Origin of the sequence: Bartonella sp. DB5-6, from assembly GCF_000278115.1 — a bacterium.
Lineage (GTDB): Bacteria > Pseudomonadota > Alphaproteobacteria > Rhizobiales > Rhizobiaceae > Bartonella > Bartonella refiksaydamii.
Genome location: NZ_JH725114.1, coordinates 142343 through 167728 on the forward strand (window position 1 = coordinate 142343; position 25386 = coordinate 167728).

At 37.6% G+C, this 25386-nt stretch carries 22 protein-coding genes; 7 read left to right on the plus strand and 15 right to left on the minus strand.

Annotation, left to right across the window (positions count from 1 at the left end):
* Nucleotides 1-132 precede the first annotated feature (132 nt).
* The 3 genes from MCO_RS00590 to MCO_RS00600 form a co-directional block, all read right to left on the minus strand.
* The gene (locus MCO_RS00590) at nucleotides 133-690 is read right to left on the minus strand and encodes a DUF2059 domain-containing protein (protein WP_007551945.1); all 558 of its coding nucleotides are present in this window, start codon (nucleotides 688-690) and stop codon (nucleotides 133-135) included.
* A 71-nt stretch (nucleotides 691-761) separates the two neighbouring features.
* Nucleotides 762-1502, minus strand: coding sequence for a ribose-5-phosphate isomerase RpiA (gene rpiA, locus MCO_RS00595; protein WP_007551946.1), 741 nt, complete (start codon nucleotides 1500-1502; stop codon nucleotides 762-764).
* Between the two features lie 444 nt (nucleotides 1503-1946).
* A complete protein-coding gene (locus MCO_RS00600; protein ID WP_007551948.1) occupies nucleotides 1947-4223 on the minus strand; it encodes a ComEC/Rec2 family competence protein in 2277 nt (758 codons plus the stop codon).
* 106 nt (nucleotides 4224-4329) lie between these two features.
* On the opposite strand from MCO_RS00600, the gene gltX reads away from it, so the two are divergent.
* The 7 genes from gltX to MCO_RS00635 all read left to right on the plus strand — a co-directional run bounded on the left by gltX (nucleotide 4330) and on the right by MCO_RS00635 (nucleotide 12177).
* Nucleotides 4330-5757: a glutamate--tRNA ligase gene (gene gltX, locus MCO_RS00605; protein ID WP_007551949.1), complete on the plus strand. Its 1428-nt coding sequence runs from the start codon at nucleotides 4330-4332 to the stop codon at nucleotides 5755-5757.
* A gap of 265 nt (nucleotides 5758-6022) precedes the next feature.
* The gene (gene gltA / locus MCO_RS00610) at nucleotides 6023-7318 is read left to right on the plus strand and encodes a citrate synthase (RefSeq protein WP_007551950.1); all 1296 of its coding nucleotides are present in this window, start codon (nucleotides 6023-6025) and stop codon (nucleotides 7316-7318) included.
* Nucleotides 7319-7887: 569 nt separating this feature from the next.
* Nucleotides 7888-8640 (plus strand): transporter substrate-binding domain-containing protein, encoded by a 753-nt coding sequence (locus tag MCO_RS00615; RefSeq protein ID WP_007551951.1) that lies wholly within the window; start codon nucleotides 7888-7890, stop codon nucleotides 8638-8640.
* Nucleotides 8641-9067: 427 nt separating this feature from the next.
* The gene (locus MCO_RS00620) at nucleotides 9068-9820 is read left to right on the plus strand and encodes a transporter substrate-binding domain-containing protein (RefSeq protein ID WP_007551952.1); all 753 of its coding nucleotides are present in this window, start codon (nucleotides 9068-9070) and stop codon (nucleotides 9818-9820) included.
* A 77-nt stretch (nucleotides 9821-9897) separates the two neighbouring features.
* Nucleotides 9898-10617, plus strand: coding sequence for an ABC transporter permease (locus tag MCO_RS00625; RefSeq protein WP_007551953.1), 720 nt, complete (start codon nucleotides 9898-9900; stop codon nucleotides 10615-10617).
* Nucleotides 10617-11324, plus strand: a complete 708-nt coding sequence (locus MCO_RS00630) for an ABC transporter permease (RefSeq protein ID WP_007551954.1) — start codon at nucleotides 10617-10619, stop codon at nucleotides 11322-11324. The genes MCO_RS00625 and MCO_RS00630 overlap by 1 nt, the downstream gene beginning before the upstream one ends.
* A gap of 79 nt (nucleotides 11325-11403) precedes the next feature.
* Nucleotides 11404-12177, plus strand: coding sequence for an amino acid ABC transporter ATP-binding protein (locus tag MCO_RS00635; RefSeq protein ID WP_007551955.1), 774 nt, complete (start codon nucleotides 11404-11406; stop codon nucleotides 12175-12177).
* An 18-nt stretch (nucleotides 12178-12195) separates the two neighbouring features.
* On the opposite strand, the gene lpxB is transcribed toward MCO_RS00635, so the two are convergent.
* The 12 genes from lpxB to rpsB form a co-directional block, all read right to left on the minus strand.
* A complete protein-coding gene (gene lpxB, locus MCO_RS00640) occupies nucleotides 12196-13392 on the minus strand; it encodes a lipid-A-disaccharide synthase (protein WP_007551956.1) in 1197 nt (398 codons plus the stop codon).
* Entirely contained in the window at nucleotides 13385-14257 is an 873-nt protein-coding gene (locus tag MCO_RS00645) for an LpxI family protein (RefSeq protein ID WP_007551957.1), read from the minus strand. The genes lpxB and MCO_RS00645 overlap by 8 nt, the downstream gene beginning before the upstream one ends.
* Nucleotides 14258-14259: 2 nt before the next feature.
* Nucleotides 14260-15084 (minus strand): acyl-ACP--UDP-N-acetylglucosamine O-acyltransferase, encoded by an 825-nt coding sequence (gene lpxA, locus MCO_RS00650; RefSeq protein WP_007551958.1) that lies wholly within the window; start codon nucleotides 15082-15084, stop codon nucleotides 14260-14262.
* A gap of 23 nt (nucleotides 15085-15107) precedes the next feature.
* Nucleotides 15108-15575 carry a 3-hydroxyacyl-ACP dehydratase FabZ gene (gene fabZ, locus MCO_RS00655; protein ID WP_007551959.1) on the minus strand — a complete coding sequence of 156 codons (468 nt, stop codon included), beginning with the start codon at nucleotides 15573-15575 and terminating at the stop codon, nucleotides 15108-15110.
* Nucleotide 15576: 1 nt separating this feature from the next.
* On the minus strand, nucleotides 15577-16623 hold the full coding sequence (lpxD, locus tag MCO_RS00660; RefSeq protein ID WP_007551960.1) for a UDP-3-O-(3-hydroxymyristoyl)glucosamine N-acyltransferase: 1047 nt from the start codon (nucleotides 16621-16623) through the stop codon (nucleotides 15577-15579).
* A 65-nt stretch (nucleotides 16624-16688) separates the two neighbouring features.
* A complete protein-coding gene (bamA, locus tag MCO_RS00665) occupies nucleotides 16689-19085 on the minus strand; it encodes an outer membrane protein assembly factor BamA (RefSeq protein ID WP_007551961.1) in 2397 nt (798 codons plus the stop codon).
* A gap of 200 nt (nucleotides 19086-19285) precedes the next feature.
* Nucleotides 19286-20434: an RIP metalloprotease RseP gene (gene rseP, locus MCO_RS00670; RefSeq protein WP_007551962.1), complete on the minus strand. Its 1149-nt coding sequence runs from the start codon at nucleotides 20432-20434 to the stop codon at nucleotides 19286-19288.
* Nucleotides 20435-20449: 15 nt separating this feature from the next.
* Nucleotides 20450-21265, minus strand: a complete 816-nt coding sequence (locus MCO_RS00675) for a phosphatidate cytidylyltransferase (RefSeq protein ID WP_007551963.1) — start codon at nucleotides 21263-21265, stop codon at nucleotides 20450-20452.
* 759 nt (nucleotides 21266-22024) lie between these two features.
* Nucleotides 22025-22585, minus strand: a complete 561-nt coding sequence (gene frr / locus MCO_RS00680; RefSeq protein WP_007551964.1) for a ribosome recycling factor — start codon at nucleotides 22583-22585, stop codon at nucleotides 22025-22027.
* Nucleotides 22586-22616: 31 nt separating this feature from the next.
* Nucleotides 22617-23342, minus strand: a complete 726-nt coding sequence (gene pyrH / locus MCO_RS00685) for a UMP kinase (RefSeq protein ID WP_007551966.1) — start codon at nucleotides 23340-23342, stop codon at nucleotides 22617-22619.
* A 157-nt stretch (nucleotides 23343-23499) separates the two neighbouring features.
* Nucleotides 23500-24423: a translation elongation factor Ts gene (gene tsf / locus MCO_RS00690; protein WP_007551967.1), complete on the minus strand. Its 924-nt coding sequence runs from the start codon at nucleotides 24421-24423 to the stop codon at nucleotides 23500-23502.
* A 108-nt stretch (nucleotides 24424-24531) separates the two neighbouring features.
* The gene (rpsB, locus tag MCO_RS00695) at nucleotides 24532-25305 is read right to left on the minus strand and encodes a 30S ribosomal protein S2 (RefSeq protein WP_007551968.1); all 774 of its coding nucleotides are present in this window, start codon (nucleotides 25303-25305) and stop codon (nucleotides 24532-24534) included.
* Nucleotides 25306-25386 lie beyond the last annotated feature (81 nt).

A 25386-nucleotide genomic window follows, 5' to 3' on the forward strand; every position in this document is an offset into this window, starting at 1 on the left:
TTTTCAAGCAGCATTTTTTATTATAAATAAAGTAATATCCTGAAAAAATCTGCTTTTATTAAAAACAGCGGGGGCACCGCTGATTTTTAAAATAAACTCAAAGAATCATACACTTGAACAATATAAATCAAACTATTTTTGATTTTTTGAAGAGCCCGATTTTATAGGCGTAACGGAGTTGTTTAAATGAAGTGTTTCAGACATCTCCTTTTTCACATTTTTTATAAGATCCTGCATAAGAGCAGAACGCCACATATCAAATGTAGAATAAGCATCACGCGCAATATTTGGAACTTCAGCTAAAAACTTTTTACCAGTATCAGAACTATAAAATGCCGTAATTGCATCAAGTTCTTCTTGGGTAAAATATTTTGCATACACATGAGCAATTTCTTTTTCTAAATCAGAGCGCCGCTTAGCTAAAGCAAGTGCCTGTTTATCAACAATATCAGAAATAGAAGTTGCCAAATTGGGATCGTCGTTGATCAATTCATTTTTGAGATCATGCGCCGCACTCGGTAAAAAACTATCAAACTGATCAGTTGCACGAATAGCACTGATAGCCTTTCTTGCTGAATCTAAATGCTGATCACTCACGCCTTGTGCATAAACCATCCCAACATTGATTACCAAAATGGCAACCGCACCACAATACGCTACAAAACGCTGAAAAGAAAATATTGCTTTCATTTAATGATTACCCTGATGACTAAATTATAATCCAAATTCTTTAATTTTATCCAAAACTTTCAACACCCTTTTTATTGTGCTAGCATATCCTCATGCAAATTGTCTTCTCTAAAATTAAACGGTTCTAAAACTTTTATTTGTCCACTAGACATTGCTATAACTGCACGCGAAGCCAATCCCAAAAAAAGACCATGCTCCACAACACCAGGAATAGCAAGAAGCGAATCCGATAATAGTTTTGGCTGTAAAATATGCCCCCAAGATGCATCAAAAATGAAATGACCACCATCTGTTTCAAAAGGAGTCTCTCCATTCATACGTAATACAACTTCTCCAGAAAGCCCTAAATCAGCGGCTACTTTTTCGATAGCTCTGCGTGTAGTATACATACCAAACGGATTCACTTCAATCGGTAATGCAAAAGCACCAAGTCTTTTTACCATCTTTGTTTCATCAGCAATAATAAGCATTGCACGAGAAGCCGATGCTACAATTTTTTCATGTAACAGTGCTCCCCCTCCCCCTTTAATGAGAGACAACCCTGGACCAATTTCATCAGCCCCATCAATATCAAGGTCTAGTTCAGGTATCTGTTCTAACGTACTGATAGGCACCCCAAATTTACGACAGAGTTGCTCAGAATACCGTGAGGTAGCAACACCAATCACACGAAGACCATCTGCAACACGCTCACCTAAGAGGCGAATAAATTCATTTACCGTCGAACCAGATCCGATACCAAGCCGCATATCATCTTCAACAAATTCAAGTGCTTTAACAGCCACCACTTTCTTTAACTGCTGAACATTCATGAATTACTTTACCTTTTACCAATCAGCGATATCTATTAAAAATCGATAATATATGAATCTATGACCTCAATCTGCCATAAATTTGCCCATTACCTTTTGATTAAAGAAGTGTTAATGATTATAAAGACATATGATAATAATAAAATAAAATAATTAACAATTTTATCTCTTTATAAAATCCATTGACATTTTTCGTATCAAATAAGCATTTTTAGTTTATCTTTCACTATGAATGAGGTGCATGCATAAAATGCTTCTACAAGATTATATATTGTTCAGATATCAATAAACCGTCTGTTTTGAAAAACTACAAATAATTGAGGCAGCTCTAGCGAAATTGATACCCCTATAACAAAAATATAATAAAGCATAATCAGAAAAATGTGCCGATCATTTCCTATTCTGTTGTTGCTTGGCATCAAGAAGGATCGAGAACGCGATAAGTTATAGAGTCCTTGTGGAAGGCTGCCTGTATATATTCCACGGTCTATAAAACCCCTTTGAAGACCAAATGACATTACCACTTTTGGTCATCATAACACTCCCTCGTGATAGCAATTGTTGGGGAGTAAATATTATTTTTGTCTTCTTGTTACATGTTTGATTACTCATTGCCAATGTATTAACCATAATGTCTGCCTCTATGCATTGATCTGTTTTTCCACGCAAGATGACCACTCTTAATCCATTTTCTAATAAGGACGCACAAACATGGTTATCACAAACAAACTGCTCATAAAACGAAGGACCATATTTCGTTGGTTTTATCATCTCATTCACACGAAATGATTGTTCCCATATGGAAGTTGTGAATTTAGAAATATGGTAACGATCAATATATAATTTCTTTTTATTAATAACCCCCACGAGTTTCATATTATCTGCTATAATGAGTTGTATAGGTGGATACGACCAACAAACATAAATACCAGCCAAGATAAAAAGACAAAAAAAGAACCTGATGGATGTTTTGAAAAAAATTAACCCAACCAAACCTATACTCAATAAAACTAACGCAGATAACGGCATAAATCCAGGATTCAAATCAGGAGAAATTGCTTTTATAGCGTGAGCAATTTTTATCACAAGACCAACACCAAAACCCATAATTTGAAGCGGTAACCATTCAACTCCCCAAAACATTGCAAAGACTGCTATTAATCCGAAAGGTATAATGAGGATTGATACTATTGGCACAGCTAATGCATTACTGATAATGCTAAAAGTTGCAATATTAGAAAAATGATAAGCAGCATAAATTCCACTAGCAGCACCCGCCACAAATGACGATACACATGTTGAAAGTATCGTTAAGAGCACAAAACGAATCATTCCACCTCCAACGTAAGATGGTGTTGTTTTTCTTTTACGAAAAAGTGCCCCCCCGTTCCACCAATCAAAAGACGCAATCAAAGCTGCTGTTGCAGAAAAAGACATTTGAAAGCTGGGACCTAATATTTCATGCGGCGTAAAAGCAAGGGTTATTAAACCTGCAATAGCAAAATTACGTATTGTTACGGCAGAACGATTACACAATACAGCAATCAACATAACAGCAATCATCACAAAGCTTCTCTGTGCTGACACAGCGGCGCCAGAGAGTAGCAAATAAAAAGTTGTCATCATTAATGCCGCAATAGCAGCGAATTTTTTAGCAGAATAATAGGACGAAAAAACTGGGAAGAGTGCTAAAAAACTGCGAATACACACAAGAACTATGCCACTCAACAAAGCCATATGCAAACCTGATATTGATAAAATGTGTGCTAATCCAGCCGTACGCAACGCTTCATTTGTATCATTTGAAATACCGCCCCGCTGTCCGGTTATAAGAGCAGCCGCAACACTACCTTTTTCTCGATCAATCGCTGTACGGATTCTCTGTGTCAGATTTGTCCGTAAATTTTCAATTTTCTGTCGGACTATATTTAATATTTTATCCGACTGTAAAATTGATATTTTAATTGGTTTTCCTAAATAAACTCCCTGAGCACCAATTCCTTTAAAATAATTATGAAAACTAAAATCGTAGCCTCCTGGGCGTACCGCCCCAGATAACGCACGGATCTTGACTTTCCCATATAGGCCATCACCAATTGCTAATCCATAGGGTAAATACCTTGCTAACAAACGAATTCGACGAGGACTATGGTGTAATATTGGCTTTTTTGTACTCAAAACATCTAGAACTAAACGAAAGCCCCCATTTTGCCTTGAATCAATAGAAACAATCCTTCCTGTCAATGTGGTAACAACTTCTCCACTCAACATTATTGTAGATACACGCCACGTTTCTATTTTTGCTGCCAAAGCACCCAATACAATACAAAACAAAAATCCCGTGATAATCCATACTTTCCTATAAAAACGTGAAACATACAGTATTCCAAGAAAGATGCTAACCAACACACCAATTTGCCCCCAGCTTGGCTCTCTCTCCACACTAAAATAATAAAGGATGCCTACGGAAAAAAAGATTAAAATCAATGAAAAAAGAATTCCAAAAGAAATTTCTTTGTTTATGCAATCTACCAACCACTTCCAGAAAAAATTTATTGCTTCTTTTAAAAGTGTAAATAAAAAAATCTTTGCTTTGTTAAAGCTACCGTTATTCGTATTATAAAGCGTAGAAAAAGCATCCAGCCGTATCACACTCAACTTTTTGCTTTCTATCAAACTGCTTATGGATAAAATATCCTTAACTTTATTTTGATTAAACATCCGCAAATCCCCACTTTACTTATAATGCGGCTCTTGCACACCTTATCATCTATGCTAACATACCTCTTCCATAAAGTTCCATAAGTTAATTTAAAGGAAAATATCCGTGCCCGTTATTACCCGTTTTGCTCCCTCACCAACAGGCTTCCTTCATATTGGTGGTGCCCGTACTGCCCTCTTTAATTGGCTTTATGCAAAACATACTGGGGGAAAAATGCTTCTACGGATTGAAGATACAGATCGAGAGCGCTCAACAGAAGCGGCTGTAAAAGCCATTATAAATGGCTTACACTGGATAGGACTTAGCTACGACGGTGATCCTATTTCACAATTCGAGCGGGCAGAACGTCATCGACAAGTTGCTGAACAATTAGTAAAAGATGGCAAAGCTTATTATTGCTATGCTTCTCCTGAAGAATTGGCTGAAATGCGTGAAAATGCCCGTATAGAAGGCCGACCACCGCGTTATGATGGACGTTGGCGAGATCGTGATATTTCTGAAGCTCCAAAAGATATCAAACCTGTTATTCGCATCAAAGCTCCCCAACATGGGGAAACAATCGTGCGCGACCGCGTTCAAGGTGATGTTCGCTTCCCTAATAAAGATCTAGATGATTTTGTTATTTTGCGTTCCGATGGCTCACCCACCTATATGCATGCTGTCGTCGTGGATGATCATGATATGGGGATAACACATATCATACGCGGCGATGATCATCTCACAAATGCAGCTCGCCAAACAATCATTTTCAATGCAATGGGATGGGATATTCCTATTATGGCGCATATTCCACTTATCCATGGTGAAAATGGTGCAAAATTATCAAAGCGGCATGGCGCACTAGGTGTCGATGCTTATCGAACAATGGGATACCTTCCTGCTGCTTTACGCAATTACCTCGTCCGTCTAGGTTGGAGTCATGGTGATGACGAACTCATGTCAATCGAAGACATGATTTCTTGGTTTGATATCGATGATATTAATAAGGGTGCAGCGCGTTTTGATCTCAAAAAGCTCGATGCCATTAACGGACACTATATACGCATGAGTAATGACCAAGACCTCTTTGATGCCGCTCTTAATATTTTACCAGAAATTGAAGGTGGATTAAAAATAATTGAAACACTTAATGAACAACAACGTACTCAATTTCTAAAAGCTATACCAAATTTGAAAGAACGTTCAAAAACGCTGTGTGAACTCATTGATAATGCTTCCTTCATTTTTAAGCAACGGCCGTTACTTCTCGATGAAAAAGCACAAACACTCTTAGATAAAAATGGGCTAGCTATCTTAGAAGATATCTATCTTACCCTGAAAACATGCTCTCATTGGGATGTAAAAAGCTTGGATGAAACTCTTCGACATTACACAGAAAGACAAAATCTCAAATTTGGAGCTGTTGCCCAACCTCTTCGCGCAGCTCTCACAGGACGTGCAACATCGCTGGGAGTTTTTGATGTTCTTGCTTTATTAGGACAAGATGAGTCTCTTAACCGCATCAATGACCAACTTATAACAATGAAATACTAATGATATGTATATAATTTATCATCTCAATAGGTATCACCTACAAATATTTCTACACAAATTGAAAGCTATCTTTTCTCTTAGATAGTGGAAATACATTTTTGATTTGGTAAAATTGCAAATAAAAAATATTTTTAGATTGCATGTGTCAACTTTTAAGGTAAATCTACCCTTCAAAATAGGTAGGAGAAACTTCGGTCATATGTCTCCCTATCTGATGAAACGGCGTCTTGATTTTTAGAAGCGAGGAATCTGAAAGGAATATCTAATGTCCGAGAATAAAGCATACATTACAGTGAAAGATAAAAAAATAGAATTTCCAGTGCGTAGAGGCACGAGTGGACCTGATGTCATTGAAATTGCTTCTCTCTATAAAGAAACAAATACTTTTACTTATGATCCTGGCTTTACCTCAACTGCTTCTTGTGAATCAAAAATTACTTACATTGACGGTAATAAAGGAATATTGCTTTATCGTGGTTATCCCATCGACCAACTAGCTGAAAAAGGAGATTTTCTCGAAATCTGCTACCTTTTGCTTTATGGTGAACTCCCAACAAAACAAGAAAAAAATGACTTCGATAATTGTATTATGCAGCACACGATGGTACATGAGCAATTGGCGCGGTTTTTTCATGGATTCCGTCGTGACTCCCATCCTATGGCCGTTATGGTTGCATGCCTTGGAGCTATGTCTGCATTCTATCACGATTCTATTGATATTACAGACTCACAACAAAGAATGATTGCTTCTGTTCGCCTCATCTCAAAGGTTCCAACTCTTGCTGCGATGGCATATAAATATAGTATCGGGCAAGCCTTTGTTTATCCACGCAATGATCTTAGTTACGCTGCTAATTTCCTCCGTATGTGCTTTTGCGTTCCTTGTGAAGAATACAAAATCAATCCCGTTCTTACTCGAGCAATGGATCGAATTTTTATTCTTCATGCAGACCATGAACAAAATGCTTCTACATCCACTGTACGCCTTGCAGGATCATCAGGTGCTAATCCGTTTGCATGTATTGCAGCAGGTGTTGCATGCCTTTGGGGACCAGCGCATGGTGGAGCTAATGAAGCATGCTTAAAGATGCTACAAGAAATAGGTTCCGTTGAGAGAATTCCTGAATTCATTGCACGTGCAAAAGATAAAAATGATCCTTTCCGCCTTATGGGGTTTGGGCACAGAGTCTATAAAAATTATGATCCGCGTGCAAAAATCATGCAAAAAACCTGCCATGAAGTTTTAAAAGAGCTTAACATCCAAGATGATCCACTTCTTGATATAGCTATAGAACTTGAAAAAATCGCCCTGAACGATGAATATTTTGTTGAGAAAAAGCTTTATCCAAATGTCGATTTCTATTCTGGAATTACATTAAAAGCTCTAGGATTCCCAACTGAAATGTTTACTGTTCTTTTTGCATTAGCACGTAGTGTAGGTTGGGTAGCGCAGTGGAAAGAAATGATTGAGGATCCCGCACAAAAGATTGGTCGTCCACGCCAACTCTATACAGGCTATGCCATGCGTGAATATGTTCCTATAGATAAACGTACAAATTAAAAAAAACAAACCACTAAAGCTTCAATTTACTGAAGCTTTAGTGTGAATAATCAAGTAGCACAATTTAAAAGTATTTGACATCGATTTTGAAACTATCTCTAAAAATATAATACTATCATAAAAGCTATGAGAAACGTTTTTTGATGGCTTTTTTCCAATAAATCAATAGAGACCAAAACGCTCTTTCTTAAGATCAGAAAGACATTTCTGTCAAAAAGAGGTGAAAGAATCAACTTTTAAGCCACATTCCTCTAAATTAGGTGTATTCTCCATCATTCCCTATACAAAAAGCCTTATCACATACTAAACTCAATGATGTTTAAGAATTCTTTTCCTTTGTTCCTAAAAAAACATCACCAAAGAATAATTGAAAAATGCTTTTTTTTTACAACTATACACCAAACACTTCTTATTTCTCTTTAGTAGATAAGGAGAAAAACAAAACACTCTCTTAAAACTTTCCTAAGCAAAATGAATACTTATAAATTTTTGCATTGCTCCAGAAAAGCTTACAGATTATAAAATACATGATAGTCCCATGTTTTCAGCTTATTCGACAGGAGAACATAATGAAATTATTAGCAGTCACTCTTATAATAAGCGCAACATTTTTCACCCAATTAACCAATGCTCAAACGCTGAAAATTGCAAGTGACGCTTCCTATCCCCCTTTTAGTTATATTGATTCAAATAATGAACTCCAGGGTTTCGATATTGATATATCTTACGCACTTTGTAAAAAAATGAATGTTGAATGTACTCTCATCACCCAAGACTTTGAGGGAATGATTCCTGGTCTTCTTGCAAAAAAATACGATGCGATCATTTCTTCCCTTGCTCCTACACAAGAGCGCTTACAAAAGATTGACTTCACAGATCCTTATTACAACACGGCACTCGCTGTAATTGTTACCAAAGATTCAGAAATTAAAGAGATCTCTGTTGAAGCTTTTAAAGGTAAAAATATTGGCGTGCAATCAAATACAACACAAGCTGCATACGCAGAAGACCATTATGCTCCTAAGGGGGTAAGCATTAAACTCTATCCTACAACAATAGAAGTTAATCGTGATCTTTTAAGTCGCCGGCTTGATGTGGTTATCTTTGATAAACTAAAGGCATTAGACTGGCTCAACAATGGAGGGAAAGATTGTTGCCAACTTCTAGGAATTTTGGAAGAAACAAAGTTTCCTATTGCAATTGCACTACGTCAAAACAATAATGACCTCAAAGATAAGTTTAATGAAGCAATAAAAGAGATCCGTCTAGATGGAACTTATGAAAAAATTATGAAAAAATATTTCACATTCAATATTTATTAAATCTTAATATGTATTGAAATTGAACACTCTGTTATTTCTAAATACGTCATTTAACTCTTTGTGAGGAATGCAATAATAATTGAGAATTTAGCATTCTTATCATCCCTTACGAGAAGATTCACATTTATTCTCGAGTAATGATCGATTTTTATATATTTTTCAATATCTAAACCTTTCATAACACCTGTGATAAAAATGATATTTTAATTTTGTTTTCTTGAGATCTAAACTTTTTTATAGTCAAATTGGATAGTTTTTTCAAAGCTAAATTCTATATCTTTTAAATCATGCTGTTCATTATAATGATAACAACATGAGACACAAATGAATTTTTATATTGCTCCCAAAAGGGCTTCCAGATTATAAAATACATGATAACCCCATATATGCGCATCATATTTTCCCGCTTATTCGACAGGAGAACATAATGAAATTATTAGCAGTCGCTCTTATAATAAGCGCAACATTTTTCATCCAATTAACTAATGCTCAAACGCTAAAAATTGCGAGTGAAGGCTCTTACCCTCCATTTAGTTATATTGACTCAAATAACGAACTCCAAGGTTTTGATATTGATATATCTTATGCACTTTGTAAAAAAATGAATATCGAATGTACTATTACTACTCAAGATTTAGAGGGAATGATTCCTGGTCTTCTTGCAAAAAAATACGATGCGATCATTGCTTCTCTTGCTCTCACACAAGAGCGCTTACAAAAAATTGATTTCACAGATCCTTATTACAACACAGCACTCGCTGTAATTGTCACAAAAGATTCAAAAATTAAAGAGATCTCGGTTGAAGCCTTTAAAGGTAAAAATATTGGTGTGCAATCAAATACAACACAAGCTGCATATGCAGAAGATCATTATGCTTCTGAAGGAGTGAACATTAAACTTTATCCTACAACAATAGAAGTTAATCGTGATCTTTTAAGTCGTCGACTTGATGTGGTCATCCTTGATAAACTGCAAGCATTAAACTGGCTCAACAATGAAGGAAAAGATTGTTGCCAACTTTTAGGAACCTTGGAAGAAACAAAATTTCCTATTGCAATTGCACTACGTCAAAATAATAATGACCTTAAAAATAAGTTTAATGAAGCGATAAGAGAGATCCGTTTGGATGGTACTTATGAAAAAATTGTGAAAAAATATTTTACATTCGATATTTATTAAATACCAACACAAACTAAAATTGGACAAACTGTTTATTTCTAAAAAACATTATCTAACTCTTTGTGAGGAATGCAATAATGATTGAGAATTTAGCATTGCTATCATTTAGCAATGGTGGATGGGGTATGGTTATACTTTCTAGTGCGGGGATGACATTATCGTTGGCTTTGTGCTGTGGAATCTTGGGGCTTCCTTTAGGTCTTCTGAGTGCTGTGATGATTCGATCCAATATTAAGATAGCTAAAGCTATAGCAATCACCTTTTCATCGATCTTCCGTGGACTACCAGAGCTTTTAACCTTATTTTTAGTTTACTACGGCCTGCAAAATATTATTCAGATTGTCCTTGATTATTTTAATATTGAAATAATACTTAGTATTAATGCTTTTGTTGCTGGTGTTCTTGCACTCAGTATGGTTCTTGCGGCTTTTTCTTGTGAAGTTTGGCTCGGAGCATTCAATGTTTTTGATAAAGGTCAATATGAAGCGGCGAAAGCTCTAGGACTTTCAAATTCAACCACATTTTTTCGTATTGTCTTTCCTCAGCTTATTCGAAATGCCTTACCAGGACTTTCTAATAATTGGCTAACTTTGCTTAAAGATACATCCTTGGTATCAACTATTTCACTTGTTGATCTTATGCGACAAACAAATCTAGCAGTCGCAGCCACCAATAAACCTATGCTGTTTTATCTTGTGGCTTGCTTACTCTATTTGTTATTTTCAGCGTTTTTTTCTGCAATCCTGCACCATCTGGAAACATATACTCAAGCAGGATATAGAAAGGTATTTGGCTAATGATTCCTGAGTGGCTTTATTTCCTTTTTAATCCTGCTCTTTTGGACCGTTACGGGCTAAAATTTATTTATGGCTTTATTGTTACTTTGGAGCTTGTTTTTATTTCTTGCTCTCTCGGCTTTTTTCTTGGTATGCTTATTACGTTTGCACGTTTATCAAATAATAAGTTTTTACAATATATTGTCCGTGCTTATGTTTATTTTTTCCGCGGATCTCCTTTATTAGTCCAACTTTTTCTTTTTTACTACGGACTTGGTTCAATGAACAACTTCTGGCAACAGGTCGGTCTATGGTGGTTCTTTCAAAACGCTTGGTATTGTTGCCTTTTCATTTTTGCACTCAATTCTGCTGCCTATCAATCCGAAATTTTTAAAGGAAGTTTTCTATCCGTAACAACTGGGCAACGTGAAGCATCAAAAGCATTAGGGTTGAGCAATTCTGTAACATTTTTGAAGGTTATTTTTCCCCAAGCTATGGTTGTAGCATTACGCCCTCTAGGAAATGAGTTTATTTTAATGATTAAATCCAGTGCTATTGCCTCACTCATCACTATTTATGATCTAATGGGGATTGCCAAACTCACTTATTCACGCACATTCGATTTTCAAGTTTACGTTTGGGCTGCTCTTATTTATCTTCTGATCGTTGAGCTTATTCAGCGTTTTATTGTTTTTATCGAATATCGTCTAACTCGGTATTTACGGTAAATAGAATGGTAACAAGAACCGTTACCAAATCAAAATGTTAAATTAATCAGTTTATTTATCAGTGAAAGAATACAACAAGATGAATTTGGAAAATAATCAATCCGTCCACACCGCTAAGAACTCTGTGATTTCTATTCGAAATTTAAATAAATGGTATGGAGATTTTCAGGTACTTTATGATATTAACTTTGATGTTGAAATTGCCGAACGCATTGTTATTTGTGGCCCTTCCGGATCAGGAAAATCAACTTTGATTCGTTGTATTAATCAATTAGAAAAAGCACAAAAAGGTTCCATTTGTGTTCATAATATTGATATTCATGCTGCTCCTTTACACAAACAAAAAAATGTTCTCCGTAAAATAGGAATGGTTTTTCAGAACTTTAATTTATTTCCCCATATGAGCGTTATACAAAATTGCATTTTAGCACCTATGACAGTTCAAGGGCTTTCTAAACAACAAGCAAAAGAACGAGCAATTCGTTATCTTACAGATGTTGGAATTGAAAAACACTGTAATAAATATCCTTTACAACTCTCTGGTGGACAACAACAGCGTGTTGCAATTGCTCGTGCACTTTGTATGGAACCTGAAGTGATGCTTTTTGATGAGCCAACGTCAGCTCTTGATCCAGAAAGTGTTGGCGAAGTTTTAGAAGTTATGGTTCAGTTGGCCAATACAGGCATTACAATGCTTTGCGTTACTCATGAAATGGGGTTTGCACGTGAAGTTTCAGAAAGAATACTCTTTCTAGAAAACGGAAAAATTATTGAAGATGCAGCATCTGACGAATTTTTTATCAATCCTAAAAGCCAACGCGCTTGTGATTTTCTTGCTAAAATTAAGCATTAACCATCAACATTGTTTTATTTATACAATGTTAATCCTATTTTTTAGAAGAGTGATAATCGTTTGCGCACCAACAACCCCCGATGGTACTTCAGTTTTCATTTTCTTTTCCACCAACTCAAAAGCATCAAGTTGCGCCTGTCGCACTAAAGGATTATACAAAAGCTGTTCTATCTGCCTTGCTAACAAACCAGGGCGCAAAAATTCATTAAAATATTCTGGCACAAACGGCTTATCAGAAATAATATTGGGAAGAGCAGCACTCCATAACATTATTTTGGGCAAAATGAATAATTTAGAAAAATGATCAAGTTTATAACAAAGGACCATGGGGATTTTCGCTAACGCTAGTTCAAGCGAAACCGTTCCATGAGCTGCAAGTGCAACGTCTGCTTGTGCAAAAGCACGCCATTTTGCGTCTTCACCAACAACAATTTCTACTTTGCTTTTCCAATTCTGTAAAAAATCACGAATTTTATCCACCAAATGTGGTAGAGTTGGTAAAATAATACGTAAATGAGAGATACGTTGTGCAAGAATTTCTACTACTTCTCGAAAAATAGGCATTAAAGAGCGAATCTCTAAATTGCGTGATCCAGGTAAAATAACTAACGTAGGCGGTGATATTTGCTTGCCATATAAATGTTTTTTTTCTGATTGGCGCTTTTTTTTTGCTTGGGCAGTCAAAAGCAGAGGATAAGTTAAAAGACGATGCCCGACATAAGTAGTAACAGGACCTCCAAAATCTTGCATAATCTTTTCTTCAAAAGGAAACGCTGCTAAAACATGGTCAACAAATTTGCGCATAGCTTTAGCGCGCTTCGGCCGCCATGCCCAAATAGTTGGTGCAATGTATTTAATGATAGGAATTGAAGGTGCTAAAATGCGCACTTTTTTTGCAACGCGATGGGTAAAATCAGGACTATCAATAATAATTAAACAATCGGGTTGTTCTTGCGCAATAAATTTAGATAAATTGTGAATATGCATCAGCAGTGATGGCAATTTTTTTAATACTGCACCTAAGCCTATTAAAGCAATCTCATGAGAATCAAAAAGGCTTTTTAAACCTAACTCCTTTAAATGCCTCCCACCAACACCAATCAAATGAATATCGCATCCTGTCTGTTCTGATAAACAAGAAATCAAATCAGCTCCAAGAAAATCACCAGATTCTTCTCCTGCGACAACAGCAATTTTTAAAATACAATTATTCATGATCAAATTTTTCAAACGTTTCTATAAACAGGGAATATTTGTTAGCTTTTTCTACTGTTGTTTGCACTGATAATATCAGACTTTTATTTGCTTCTACCGCAATGCCACACAATCCACTCTTTGCAATATTTATTATTGTTGTAGGTCCAATTGATGGTAAATCAACGCGATGATCTTGTTGTGGTTTCGCACATTTAACGAGAACACCACCTTTAGCCGGAATTTGCCCTCTTTCTCGCATTTCGCAAATCCGCCATAGCATATTATCAGTTCCCTCTGCTCCCTCAACAGCAACAACTCTCCCATTAATAGCAACAGCTGCTTGCCCTATATCTAAGCGACCTAAAAGCTTTGCTGCTTCTGCTGCTAAGAAAATATCTTTCTTTTCTTTTCGCGTCGCTCGCCGTAATGTTAAATTAAATTCCATTGGTGCTAAAAGATCTGGTACTATCTCATGAGCCCCAAGTATACAAAATCCGTGCGCTTCAATAACTCGTATAAAAGCTTTTAATAACGCATCATCTCCCTTCTTCAAAGCCCCGATTAACTTAGGGAGAGCTAAAAATGTTGTCCAATCGAGTCGCAATTGCGTAAGAAATGGCCGTTTTTTTATACCGCCGGCCAAAACAATATTATAAATTCCAGCTGTTTTTAAAACTTTAACGAGTTGTGCTAGCTCCACAATCGATAACTCGCAATGCTCATAGCGATAAAGCACAGCATCTGCTTCATCACGCAAAAGGACAAGAAAAGGATTTTGTCCATTCTTCTCAAGCTCTTGAGCGACAGTGATAGGGAGAACACCATTTCCTGCTATAATGGCAGTGCGGCCGAAAAGAATACTTCTGGCACCAGAAACAGACATTTTTAGTCCTTATTTTTTCTTACTCTATCACCTTCAAATTTAGGTGTACAATAAAAGCGTTTTCCTTCTTCTTTAATAAAATTAACTACGTCAATAACAGACTGAGACGTGGAATAAAAAGAAGCAACATCGTTTACACGCTCTTTAAACGGCTTGCTATGATCAAAAAGCATGGAAACTGCATGACGTAGCGCATGAATATCTTTGCGGTCAAGTCCAGCACGTTTCATCCCAATAATATTTAATCCCGCGAGCTTTGCCTGCACACCAACAGCTGTTCCGTAAGGAATCAGATCGCCAACCAATGCAGATACACCACCAATAAACGCATAACACCCAACACGAACAAATTGGTGAACAGCGGATCCGCCACCAATAATAACACAATCACCAACAGTAACATGCCCTGCAATCATTGCATTATTCGCAAAAGTCACATGATTACCTACATGACAATCGTGGGCAACATGAGCATAACAAAAAAATTGACAATTATCACCAATAATCGTCATTCCTACACTTGAGTCGGAGCCTCTATGCATCGTTACGCCTTCACGAATCGTACAATTTTTACCAATAGAAAGAATTGTATGACCTCCTCTATGTTTATTATTTTGCGGTTCTGCTCCCAAAACTGCATGCGAAAACACTTTACTATTAGCTCCTAACGTTGTCTTACCCATTATCACAACATGACTCATCAAACTGCATTCATCACCAATAATAGCATCTGCACTAATATGACAAAACGGCCCAATTCGTACATTCTCACCAAGCTGCGCTCCTTTCTCCACAAGAGCAGTTGGATGAACTTTTGTACCGGACATTTTTAAATTCCTACTAATATCGTTTATTCTTTTTCAATAATCATCGCAGCAATTTCCGCTTCGGCGACACGAATATCTTCTACTTTTGCAATACACGAAAAACGCCTTATACCAGATCTCTTTTTTAAAAGCTGAACATGAATCTTTAGTTGATCGCCAGGCACAACCGGCTTACGAAATTTCGCATTATCAACAGTCATAAGATAAACCAAATTTTGTTGCTTATCCCCTAATTTTAAAAGTGAAATTGCTCCTGCTGTTTGTGCCATAGCCTCTAAAATTAAAACCCCAGGCATAACCGGTTTCGCGGGAAAATGTCCCGTAAAATGTGGCTCATTAATCGTTATATTTTTAATACCAATAGCTTCCTGCTCACCATCAATTTCAACTATGCGATCAATCAATAAAAATGGATAACGATGTGGTAATATTGATAGCAATTTTTCAATATCTACAGCTTCTAAATTTCTAATTTCTCTGGGGTTGATCATATTAGCGTTTCTCCTTTTTAATTTTGCCAATATTACGCAACGCCGCTACTTCACGAAACCACTGCTTGAATGGTCGTGCCGGACTTCCTCCCCATTTTTCTCCATCCGGAATATCATTCATAACACCACTACCAGCAGCAATCTGAACACATTTACCTATTACGATATGATCGGCTACCCCGACGCTCCCTCCTAGTTGAGACATATCACCTATGGATGTACTCCCAGCAATTCCACATTGAGCAGCAATAAGACAATAGCGACCGATCTTCACATTGTGAGCAATCTGTACCAAATTATCAATTTTGCTCCCTTCACCAATAATAGTGTCTTCAAATGTTCCACGATCAATAGTTGTATTTGCACCAATTTCCACACTATCTTCGATGATAACACGGCCAAGCTGTGGGATTTTTTCAATTCCAGAAACACTTCCAACATAACCAAAACCATCTTGCCCAATGCAAACGCCAGGATAAAGCTGAACTCTATCACCTATTAAAGAATACTGAACTGTTACCTTAGGGGCAATATAGCAGTCACGCCCAATACGGCAATTTTCTCCAATAACAGCCGTGGATGAAATAAGAGTCCCTGCACCAATCTCAACATTTCGACCAATAACAGCTCCCGCCTCAATACATACATCATGTGCAAACTTAGCACTTGGATGAATATGCGCATGCGGTGAAATTTCTCTCTGTCCAAACCAAGGCATTGGCTTGACAGAATCAGGAAATAAGATGCGCCCAATCTGGGCAAAATCACGCTGCGGTGTAGATGTCACCAAAATTGCCATGGATTCAGGAACTTTAAAAACGATTTCATTCGTACAAAAAACAGCAACAGCAGAACTTCCTAAGAGAGCATCAGAAAATTTTCGATGTTCCACAAACACAAGAGAACCTTCCACAGCACCCTCAAGCGAAGAAAGAGTATTTATAACTGTGTTAGAAAACTCTGGATTAAGAAGCTTTGCACCTGTTAACTCTGCAACATTAGCAACCGTCAATCGCCGGGACGGCGTAAAAAAAAATGTATCCGCCATCAAAACACTTTCTCTCCCAGCTAGCTCATTATCTTCAAAGCTTTTCCTTCTAAAGAAAATTCAAATCAGAACTTCGTAGAAATACCAAAGTTCAATTTCTGTACACGATCACCTGACTGCTTTTTTATTGGCCAAGCATAATCAAAGCGCAGCGGTCCAAATGGAGAATCCCACATCAAACTCACACCTGCAGACGAACGCCATGCGCTTTTGGTATTTATAACCGGCGCTTCACCCTGAAAAACAGGTTTATAATTATTGCCATAAAGCGTTGCAATATCTGCAAATAAAGCACCGCGCAATCCTAGCCCTTCAGGCACAACAGGTATAGGAAACTGTACTTCAGCTGTCGCATTCATATAAGTTGTCCCCCCTAAGAAATAAGCTTCACCTTTATTGGAAACTTGGAGCGGGCCTATTCCGTTGTATTTGAACCCTCGGATCATATCAGAATTCGCTTTAAACATATCGAAAATACGAACACCGTTTCGGCCTATTTCGTGAATATATCCTCCCCCAAAGGAAAATAAACCAACAAAATCCATCTGCTCAGAAAGCGTCTTGTACATCATCGCTTTACCAGTTGTCTTTAAGAACTTTGCACTCCCTCCAAGACCTGCATACTCCTGAAGAACACGCACGTACCACCCATTATGTGGGTTTTTCATATCGTCGATAGTATTATAGGTCAAACCATAACTAATGGATGAACGCTTCCAAGGGCTATGCTTTGCTGCTTGAACAATTGCTCCAGAATACTTCCCATATAATTCTCTTATGTCAGCCTCTTTACTTAAATCATATTTCTTACCAAAATCATATTCTTCCTGTACATAAGAATAAGCCAAATTAGCAGATAATTGATCATTAATAGGCATCGCAAATCGAAGAGATCCACCTGTCTGTCGGACATCATATGCTTTATCAGCACGGTAAGTACTGCGGAAAATATCAACACCTGCAGATAAGCGATAACCTAAAAAATAAGGGTCAACAAACGACAAATTGTAATTACGGGATTTTTCTTGCCCAGCACCTAATCCCAAACGAACATACTGACCACGTCCTCCAAGATTACGTTCGGTAACAGACACCTCAAGCGACATACCAGGGCTTGTACCACCCGTTGTATATCCTCCAGACAAAGAAAGATCCCCTGTCGAAGCTTCAACGACATCTATAACCAAGGTAACCTGATCAGACTGATCTGTAGGAACCATTGAAATATTAACGGCCTTGAAAAAACCCAAATTTTCTAGACGACGCTTTGCCCTTTGCACTAAGGTTTGATTGTAAGCATCCCCTTCATTTAAATCAAGCTCACGGCGAATAACATAATCACGCGTCTTTTCATTACCGCGTATTTCAATGCGCTGAATATAAGCTCGCGGACCTTGTTCAATATTATACAAAATTGAAATTGTATGATTTGCCAAATCACGATTTCCTCGTGGTTCAACTTTAGCAAAAGCATATCCGGAATCAGCAACCTTATTATTGATAATCTCAACAGATTGTTCAATACTTTCTGCGTTGTAAATGTCACCTGATCGAGTTTTAAGAAGCCCTTTTACAGATTTTACATCAATTCCGTCAATATCGCTTTCAACTTGAATATCACTAATTTTATAGCGCACGCCTTCATCAAGAACAAAATAAACGTTATATGCGTTACTCCTTTCATCAAAAATTGCCTTAGAGGAAACAACACGAAAATCTGCATAACCACGATTATAATAAAAGCGACGTAGAGCGTCTTCATCGGCAGCCAACCGCTCTTCACTATAAATATCCCCGCCCAACAACAATGAGAATACTCCTGAAGGCTTTGTTGAAATCACATCACGCAGACGGCGACTTCCAAAAGTATGATTACCCTTAAAAATAATATCATTAATCTTTGTCTTCCGCCCTTCAATAACATTGAAGACCACATTTACTCGTCCTTTTCCTAAGTTAATAGTCTGAACTGTAACAGCAACATTATTACGCCCAACCGTTTTATAAGCTTCACGAATCGTATTAATATCCTTTGAAAGCTTAGCAGAATTGAAAGGCTCATTCGGCTTCAAAGAAATAAACCGTTTAAGATCAGGGTCCTTAAAAGATTTATTTCCCTGAAACAATACCTGATTGACTACCTCATACTCTTTGACGAACACAACTAACTTATTGCTAACCTGATTTATTTTAACATCATAAAACAAACCCAATCCGAAAAGACGCTTCACTGCAGCATCGACATCGCCACTGGAAAAACTCTGTCCAGCTTTAATGCCCATATTGTCGCGCACTATCTGAGCACTTACAAACTTATTCCCACGAACCTCAATAGAATGGACCACAGATGCTTGCACTTCTCCAACCATCGCAATTGACATAAAGGCTGTTGTTGGAGCAACTACTCCCATACCTAACACCAACACAGATGCTACATTTAAAAACTTCGAATTTGTAGTCATTGGCTTCTTTTACCTTATCTTATTCCTTGGACATGATGCCTCAAAAGCTAACTGCCATAACAACCCTTATAGTGAGACTTTCCATTCCTTAATTACTTATTACAACACACAACGCCACAACATTTTGTGGACATGGTAAACAACCTTTAATTTATTCTTCCCATTATTACCCAATTTATAAAATGTTTTCCATAATTTAATTAGCTAAACCAACAAAAATAATCATTAAAGAACGCAAAAATCATAAATAGGAGAACAATGAAAAAGCCTAAGCGAAAAACAATTTCCCGAATTTTAGCAGATATTGGTCTCTTAGTAAGAACCTCAATGAGGTGAAATAATAAATGCCCACCGTCAAGCGGTGGAATCGGAAAAAGGTTAATAAGCCCAATACTTATGGAAAGAAAAGCTGCAAAATTCAACAAAGATATAAAACCTGTTTCACTCACTTTCCAAGCAATTTTAACGGTCTTAGAAGGTCCACTTAGCCGGCAATAATCTTCTTTCCCTCCTATTAAACGACTCATAAAAAGAATTGTTTGGGTGACAATAAACATAGTACGTTCTGACGCTTTTCTTACAGCTCCGCCAAAACCGTAGCGAATATGTTTTACATAAGTTGGATTTAAACGCGTAGGATTATCTGGATCAACAGGGACACCAACACCTATCACTCCACTCTGAACCAAATTCCCAAAACCATCATCTCTCTCAATCACTTTTGGTGTAATGACCGTCGTAAATACCCGCCCCATGCGTTCTATTTTAAATTCTATAGGATTTCTACCATGAAAAGTCACATAGCTCATCAAATCTTCAAAACTTTCAACCTGACGACCATCCATTTCAACAAAACGATCACCTAATGCTAAACCAGACTGAATAGCGGGGGCATCTTTTACCAAAGAACCAACAACAGGTTCAATAGCTACACGACCATAAACAAAGAAAAAAAATGTTAAAATAACAACAGTGAAAAGGGCATTGAATAAAGGACCAGCGAAAACAGTTGCTGCTTTTTTCCAAGCATGCGCATTAGCAAATGAACCATCAACTATCGGAAATGATTGAGACGATGGGACATCAGCTTCTCCTTCATCCCCAATAAACTTTACATACCCTCCCAAAGGAATAAGCGCTAAACGCCACTGTGTGCCATGCTTATCTGTGTAATCAACTATTTGTGGCCCGAACCCAAGAGAAAAAACCGATGCCTTAATACCACACCATCGCCCAATGAGATAATGCCCAGCTTCGTGCACAAAAATGATAATCATAACAACGAAAAGAACGCCAAAACTTCTCAAAAGAAAGTGACCTATAACAATTATATGATCCCAAAAATCCAAGATATCTTCTCCCTACTAAACCATGCGAAAAAGATTAAAAGGTGTATCCATATCTGACATAAATGAACCAATTAAATAGAGGAGAAAAGCAGCTCCGACTAATCCATCCATACGATCCATAAACCCACCGTGTCCTGGCAATAAAGAACTAGAATCTTTAACAGAAAAATGCCTTTTTAGCCACGATTGCCCCAAATCACTCAATTGTGAGAAAATTGATAAAATAAGAGCAAGGAATAGCACAAAAGAACTGGTTAAATTTATGTTAAAAAATTGAAATGCAACCAATATGCCACCAGAAACTCCGACAAATGTACCACCAATCGCCCCTGCCCATGTTTTGTTAGGAGAAAATTTTGGTGCTAATTTAGGACCGCCAAACGCGCGTCCGCTAAAATACCCAGCAATATCTGTTCCCCACACTATAGTAAATAAGAAGATAACAACTCCAAACCCTAGGGTTTCATTCCCCCGTAAAAAGGATAAAGCCGCAACTGGAAAAGATGTATATAAAAAACCAAAAAAAACCCACCCACTCTTTTGTACAGGACCAATTGCCAACACTGTTGCCAAAACTATCAAAACACAAAAAACCAGTGAAGCAGATATATCTGATACTAAAAAAAAGCCAAAAACCAAATAAAAAATACTCGCTAATATTTTTTGTAAAACACACCACTTCTCTTTAGTGATACTAATCCATTCATAAAGAATAAAACCGCCAATAATCCATACAAACAAAAAAAATAAAATTCCTCCAAACCATGTTAAACACAAAGCAATAATGCCAAAAACAAAAGCTGTCAGAATACGATAAACAAGATTAGACAAAATAACATCCAAACAATATAAATAGAAAATACAAGCTTAAAAATTGATACAAGCAAAGAACTTTCCCAAGCAGTATTTTTATATTCACACTTTTGCAAACTTTTCTTACAATTTAGCATCAATAATCCAGTATACCAAAATAACGTTTATAAGATCAATAATCAGTAAAAATGGCTTCAAAAGTCTATGTATCAAGATCAATCCCAAAATATGTTTCCAATAATCTCAACCTTCAAAAGGAAAAAGCCGCTACTCACGACCTACGTGAATTATGAAATTCCAGATCTGATATTTGCTTCGTATAAAAGCATTTTTTATTAAAATATCAGTCATCTAGAAACAAATTGGCAAAACAGCGATCGCTCGCTTCATCCCATCACATCTCTTATAATGGAAAGTAAGAGCAAGATTAAGGCATTATCCTTTGAGTCATATTTCCCCCCTCCTAAAATTTGCCATGGAATATTTGAATAATCCCCAATAATGAAAACACTTCCTCATACAACTTAACAAAATTCTTCTACTATCTTGTTAAATAGCTTACCCCAGCAGGAAGCCTTATCCAAGGCTCAGATAAAGATACTCTAAAAAACACTCACCACTTCACATCGATGTTATTTTTATAGTATAGAATTGCAACGTAACGCATCTTCCCCTGCTTCATATGCTACTATCAGTAGCACACATAACCTCCACCTTTTTTCCACAAACCTTATATGACAGACGTAATAATATTCTTTTACCAGTGTCAAAATCGCCTTAAACATGCATAATTTCAGATTCTTTCACAGCCAAAATCTTATCAATATCAGCAATAGTCTCATCCGTGAGTTTTTGAATTTTCTCAGATAAGCCATGAGCTTCATCCTGACCAATTTCACCTTCTTTTTCTAATTTTTTTAAATTATCCATGCCATCTCGGCGCACATGGCGGGTAGCAACACGCGCTTGTTCTGCATATTGATGTGCAATCTTTACAAGCTCTTTACGGCGTTCTTCATTTAATTCAGGTAAAGGAATACGTAAATTCATACCATCTGTGATAGGATTCAATCCAAGTCCAGAGTCACGAATAGCACGCTCTACAGCTCCTACCATCGTTTTATCCCACACAGAAACAGAAAGCATCCGTGGTTCAGGAACAGAAATATTTGCAACCTGATTTATATGCACAACAGAACCATAAGCCTCAACTGTTAATGGCTCTAATAAACTGGTCGAAGCGCGTCCTGTTCGCAAACCACCTAATTCATGTTTAAAAGCGGAAATAGCACCATCCATGCGACGTTTCAGATCATCCATAATCGATGTAATACTCATATCTGTGTCTCCTTCAATTACACCTTGAAGCTTATCCTTTTTCTGATACTATTGTAAACTGTCCTGTTCCATTTAATACCTTGGCTAAACCACCTTTTTCATGAATGGAATATACAATAATCGGTACATTGTTCTCGCGTGCTAAAGTAACTGCTGTTGTATCCATCACGGACAACCCCCATTGCAAAATCTCCACATATGTTAATTGATTAAAACGCTTAGCTGTCGGGTCTACCTTTGGATCTGCAGAATAAATACCATCAACCTGTGTTCCTTTCAGCAGAACATCTGCACCAATTTCTGCTGCACGTAAAGTAGCAGCAGAATCAGTGGTAAAAAAAGGATTACCCGTACCACCAGCAAAAATAACGACTTTTCCCTGATTCATATAACCTATTGCTTTACGCTGCGAGAAGCTCTCACAAATTTGTGGCATAGCAATCGCAGATAATACCACCGTTTCGATCCCTAATTTTGTCAACGATGTTCGCAACGCTAAAGAATTAATAGCAGTTGCAAGCATTCCCATATGATCACCTGTCACACGATCCCCACCATGTGAAGCAACAGCAACTCCACGAAAAATATTTCCCCCACCTATAACAATAGCGACTTCTACTCCCATCGCCCGCACTTCAGCAATATCAGCAGCGATACGATCTGCAACGGAAACATCAATTCCAAAGCTTTGCCCTCCCATAAGAGCCTCACCAGAAACCTTTAAAAGAATACGTTTGTACTGTAGCGCTAACGTCATTGATAATCTCCCAAAAAGCACATTTGCTTTTTGCTTTCGACACACTAAGAGCACCACTTTATCGCGTGACGACCTCTTAATAATCATACTTTCTCATATCAGCGACTGTATAAATCAATGGTGTGATTCTAAATCACTGAAAATAATCTACAAATAGCTACCCTTTTGCAGCAGCCGCAACTTCTGCAGCGAAATCAGAATTCTCTTTTTCCACACCTTCTCCTAGCGCAAAACGAATAAAACCTGTGATTTTTGCCGGCGCACCAATAGATTTCTCGGCATCCTTTAAAGCCGCTTCAACAGTCATATCAGGATTCATAACAAAAGCCTGAGAAAGCAAAACAACTTCTTCGAAGTACTTACGCATACGCCCTTCCACCATTTTTTCAATGATATTTTCAGGCTTGCCAGACTGACGTGCCTGATCTGAAAAAATCGCCTTTTCACGCTCAACAGCACTGGCATCAACATCTTGCGCTGTCAGTGCTAACGGATTAGTTGCAGCAATATGCATAGCAACCTGCCGACCAAAAGCTGTTGCCGCTTCTTTATCCCCTGTCGTTTCAATAGCAACCAAAACACCAAGTTTTCCAAGATTATCGGCCACACTATTGTGTATATAACTGGCAACTACACCATTCTCAACGGAGAGTTTGGCAGAACGCCGAAATTCCATATTCTCACCAATGGTACCAATCGCATCTTTAATTGTAGCCTCTACAGTCTTTTCAGAATTAGGGTAGAGAGACGCCGAAACAGCATCAACACACCCTTGGGTTCCCAAAGCAGCTGTTGCCACTTTCCGCACAATGTCTTGAAATACATCATTGCGCGCTACAAAATCTGTTTCTGAATTAATTTCAACCAAAACTGCGCTTGAATCCTTTGATGCAATTCCTATTAATCCCTCAGCCGCAGTACGACCGGCTTTTTTATCTGCTTTGGCTATCCCTTTTTTACGAAGCCAATCAACAGCAGCCTCCATATCACCACTGGTCTCTACCAGCGCTGCCTTACAATCCATCATACCAGCACCTGATAATTCCCGAAGTTCTTTTACTTGTGCAGCAGTAATACTCATATTTGCCTCTTTATTCTGTAACAGTGAAAGCGTGCAAAAAGAAAAACTCGTGCACGCCTATAATCTATTCTTTAAAAAATTAAGCAGCCTAATAGGCGCTTTTTAACATTACTCAGAAACTGGAACCGCATTTTCCAAAACAGGTTCTACAGGTGCTTCAACTTGAGCTCCTAAATCAACGCCCATTGCACCTTGTTGGCGAGCAATACCATCAAGAGCTGCACGAGCAAAAAGATCACAATAAAGAGAAATTGCACGTGACGCATCGTCATTACCCGGAATCGGATGCGTAACGTTATCAGGATCGCAGTTTGTATCAATAATAGCAATAACCGGAATACCCAAACGTTTCGCTTCTTGAAGTGCAATATTCTCTTTATTTGTATCAATAATAAATATAAGATCTGGAACAGATCCCATATCCTTAATGCCACCAAGCGCACGATTAAGTTTTTCACGATCGCGTTCAAGATTTAAACGCTCTTTTTTAGTGAAACCTTGTGCTTCAGCAGCGAGAATTTTATCCAGCTTACGTAAGCGATGTATTGAATGAGAAATCGTTTTCCAGTTTGTGAGCATACCGCCAAGCCAACGCGCATTAACATAATATTGTGCAGAACGATTCGCTGCATCAGCAATAATATCAGATGCCTGCCGCTTAGTACCAACAAAGAGAATGCGACCACCCCGTGCAACCGTATCTGAAACAAGTTTAAGGGCTTGATGCAAAAGAGGAACAGTTTGAGCCAAATCAATAATATGAATATTATTACGCTGACCGTAAATATAAGGAGTCATTTTGGGATTCCAGCGATGAGTCTGGTGTCCAAAGTGCACACCTGCTTCTAAAAGCTGGTGCATAGTAAAATCTGGTAGTGCCATAATTTATCCTTTCCGGTTTAACCTCCGCGGAAAAAGCAGGTAAACCTACTACCGGCGGACATTTGCTAGATTTTCCTTGCA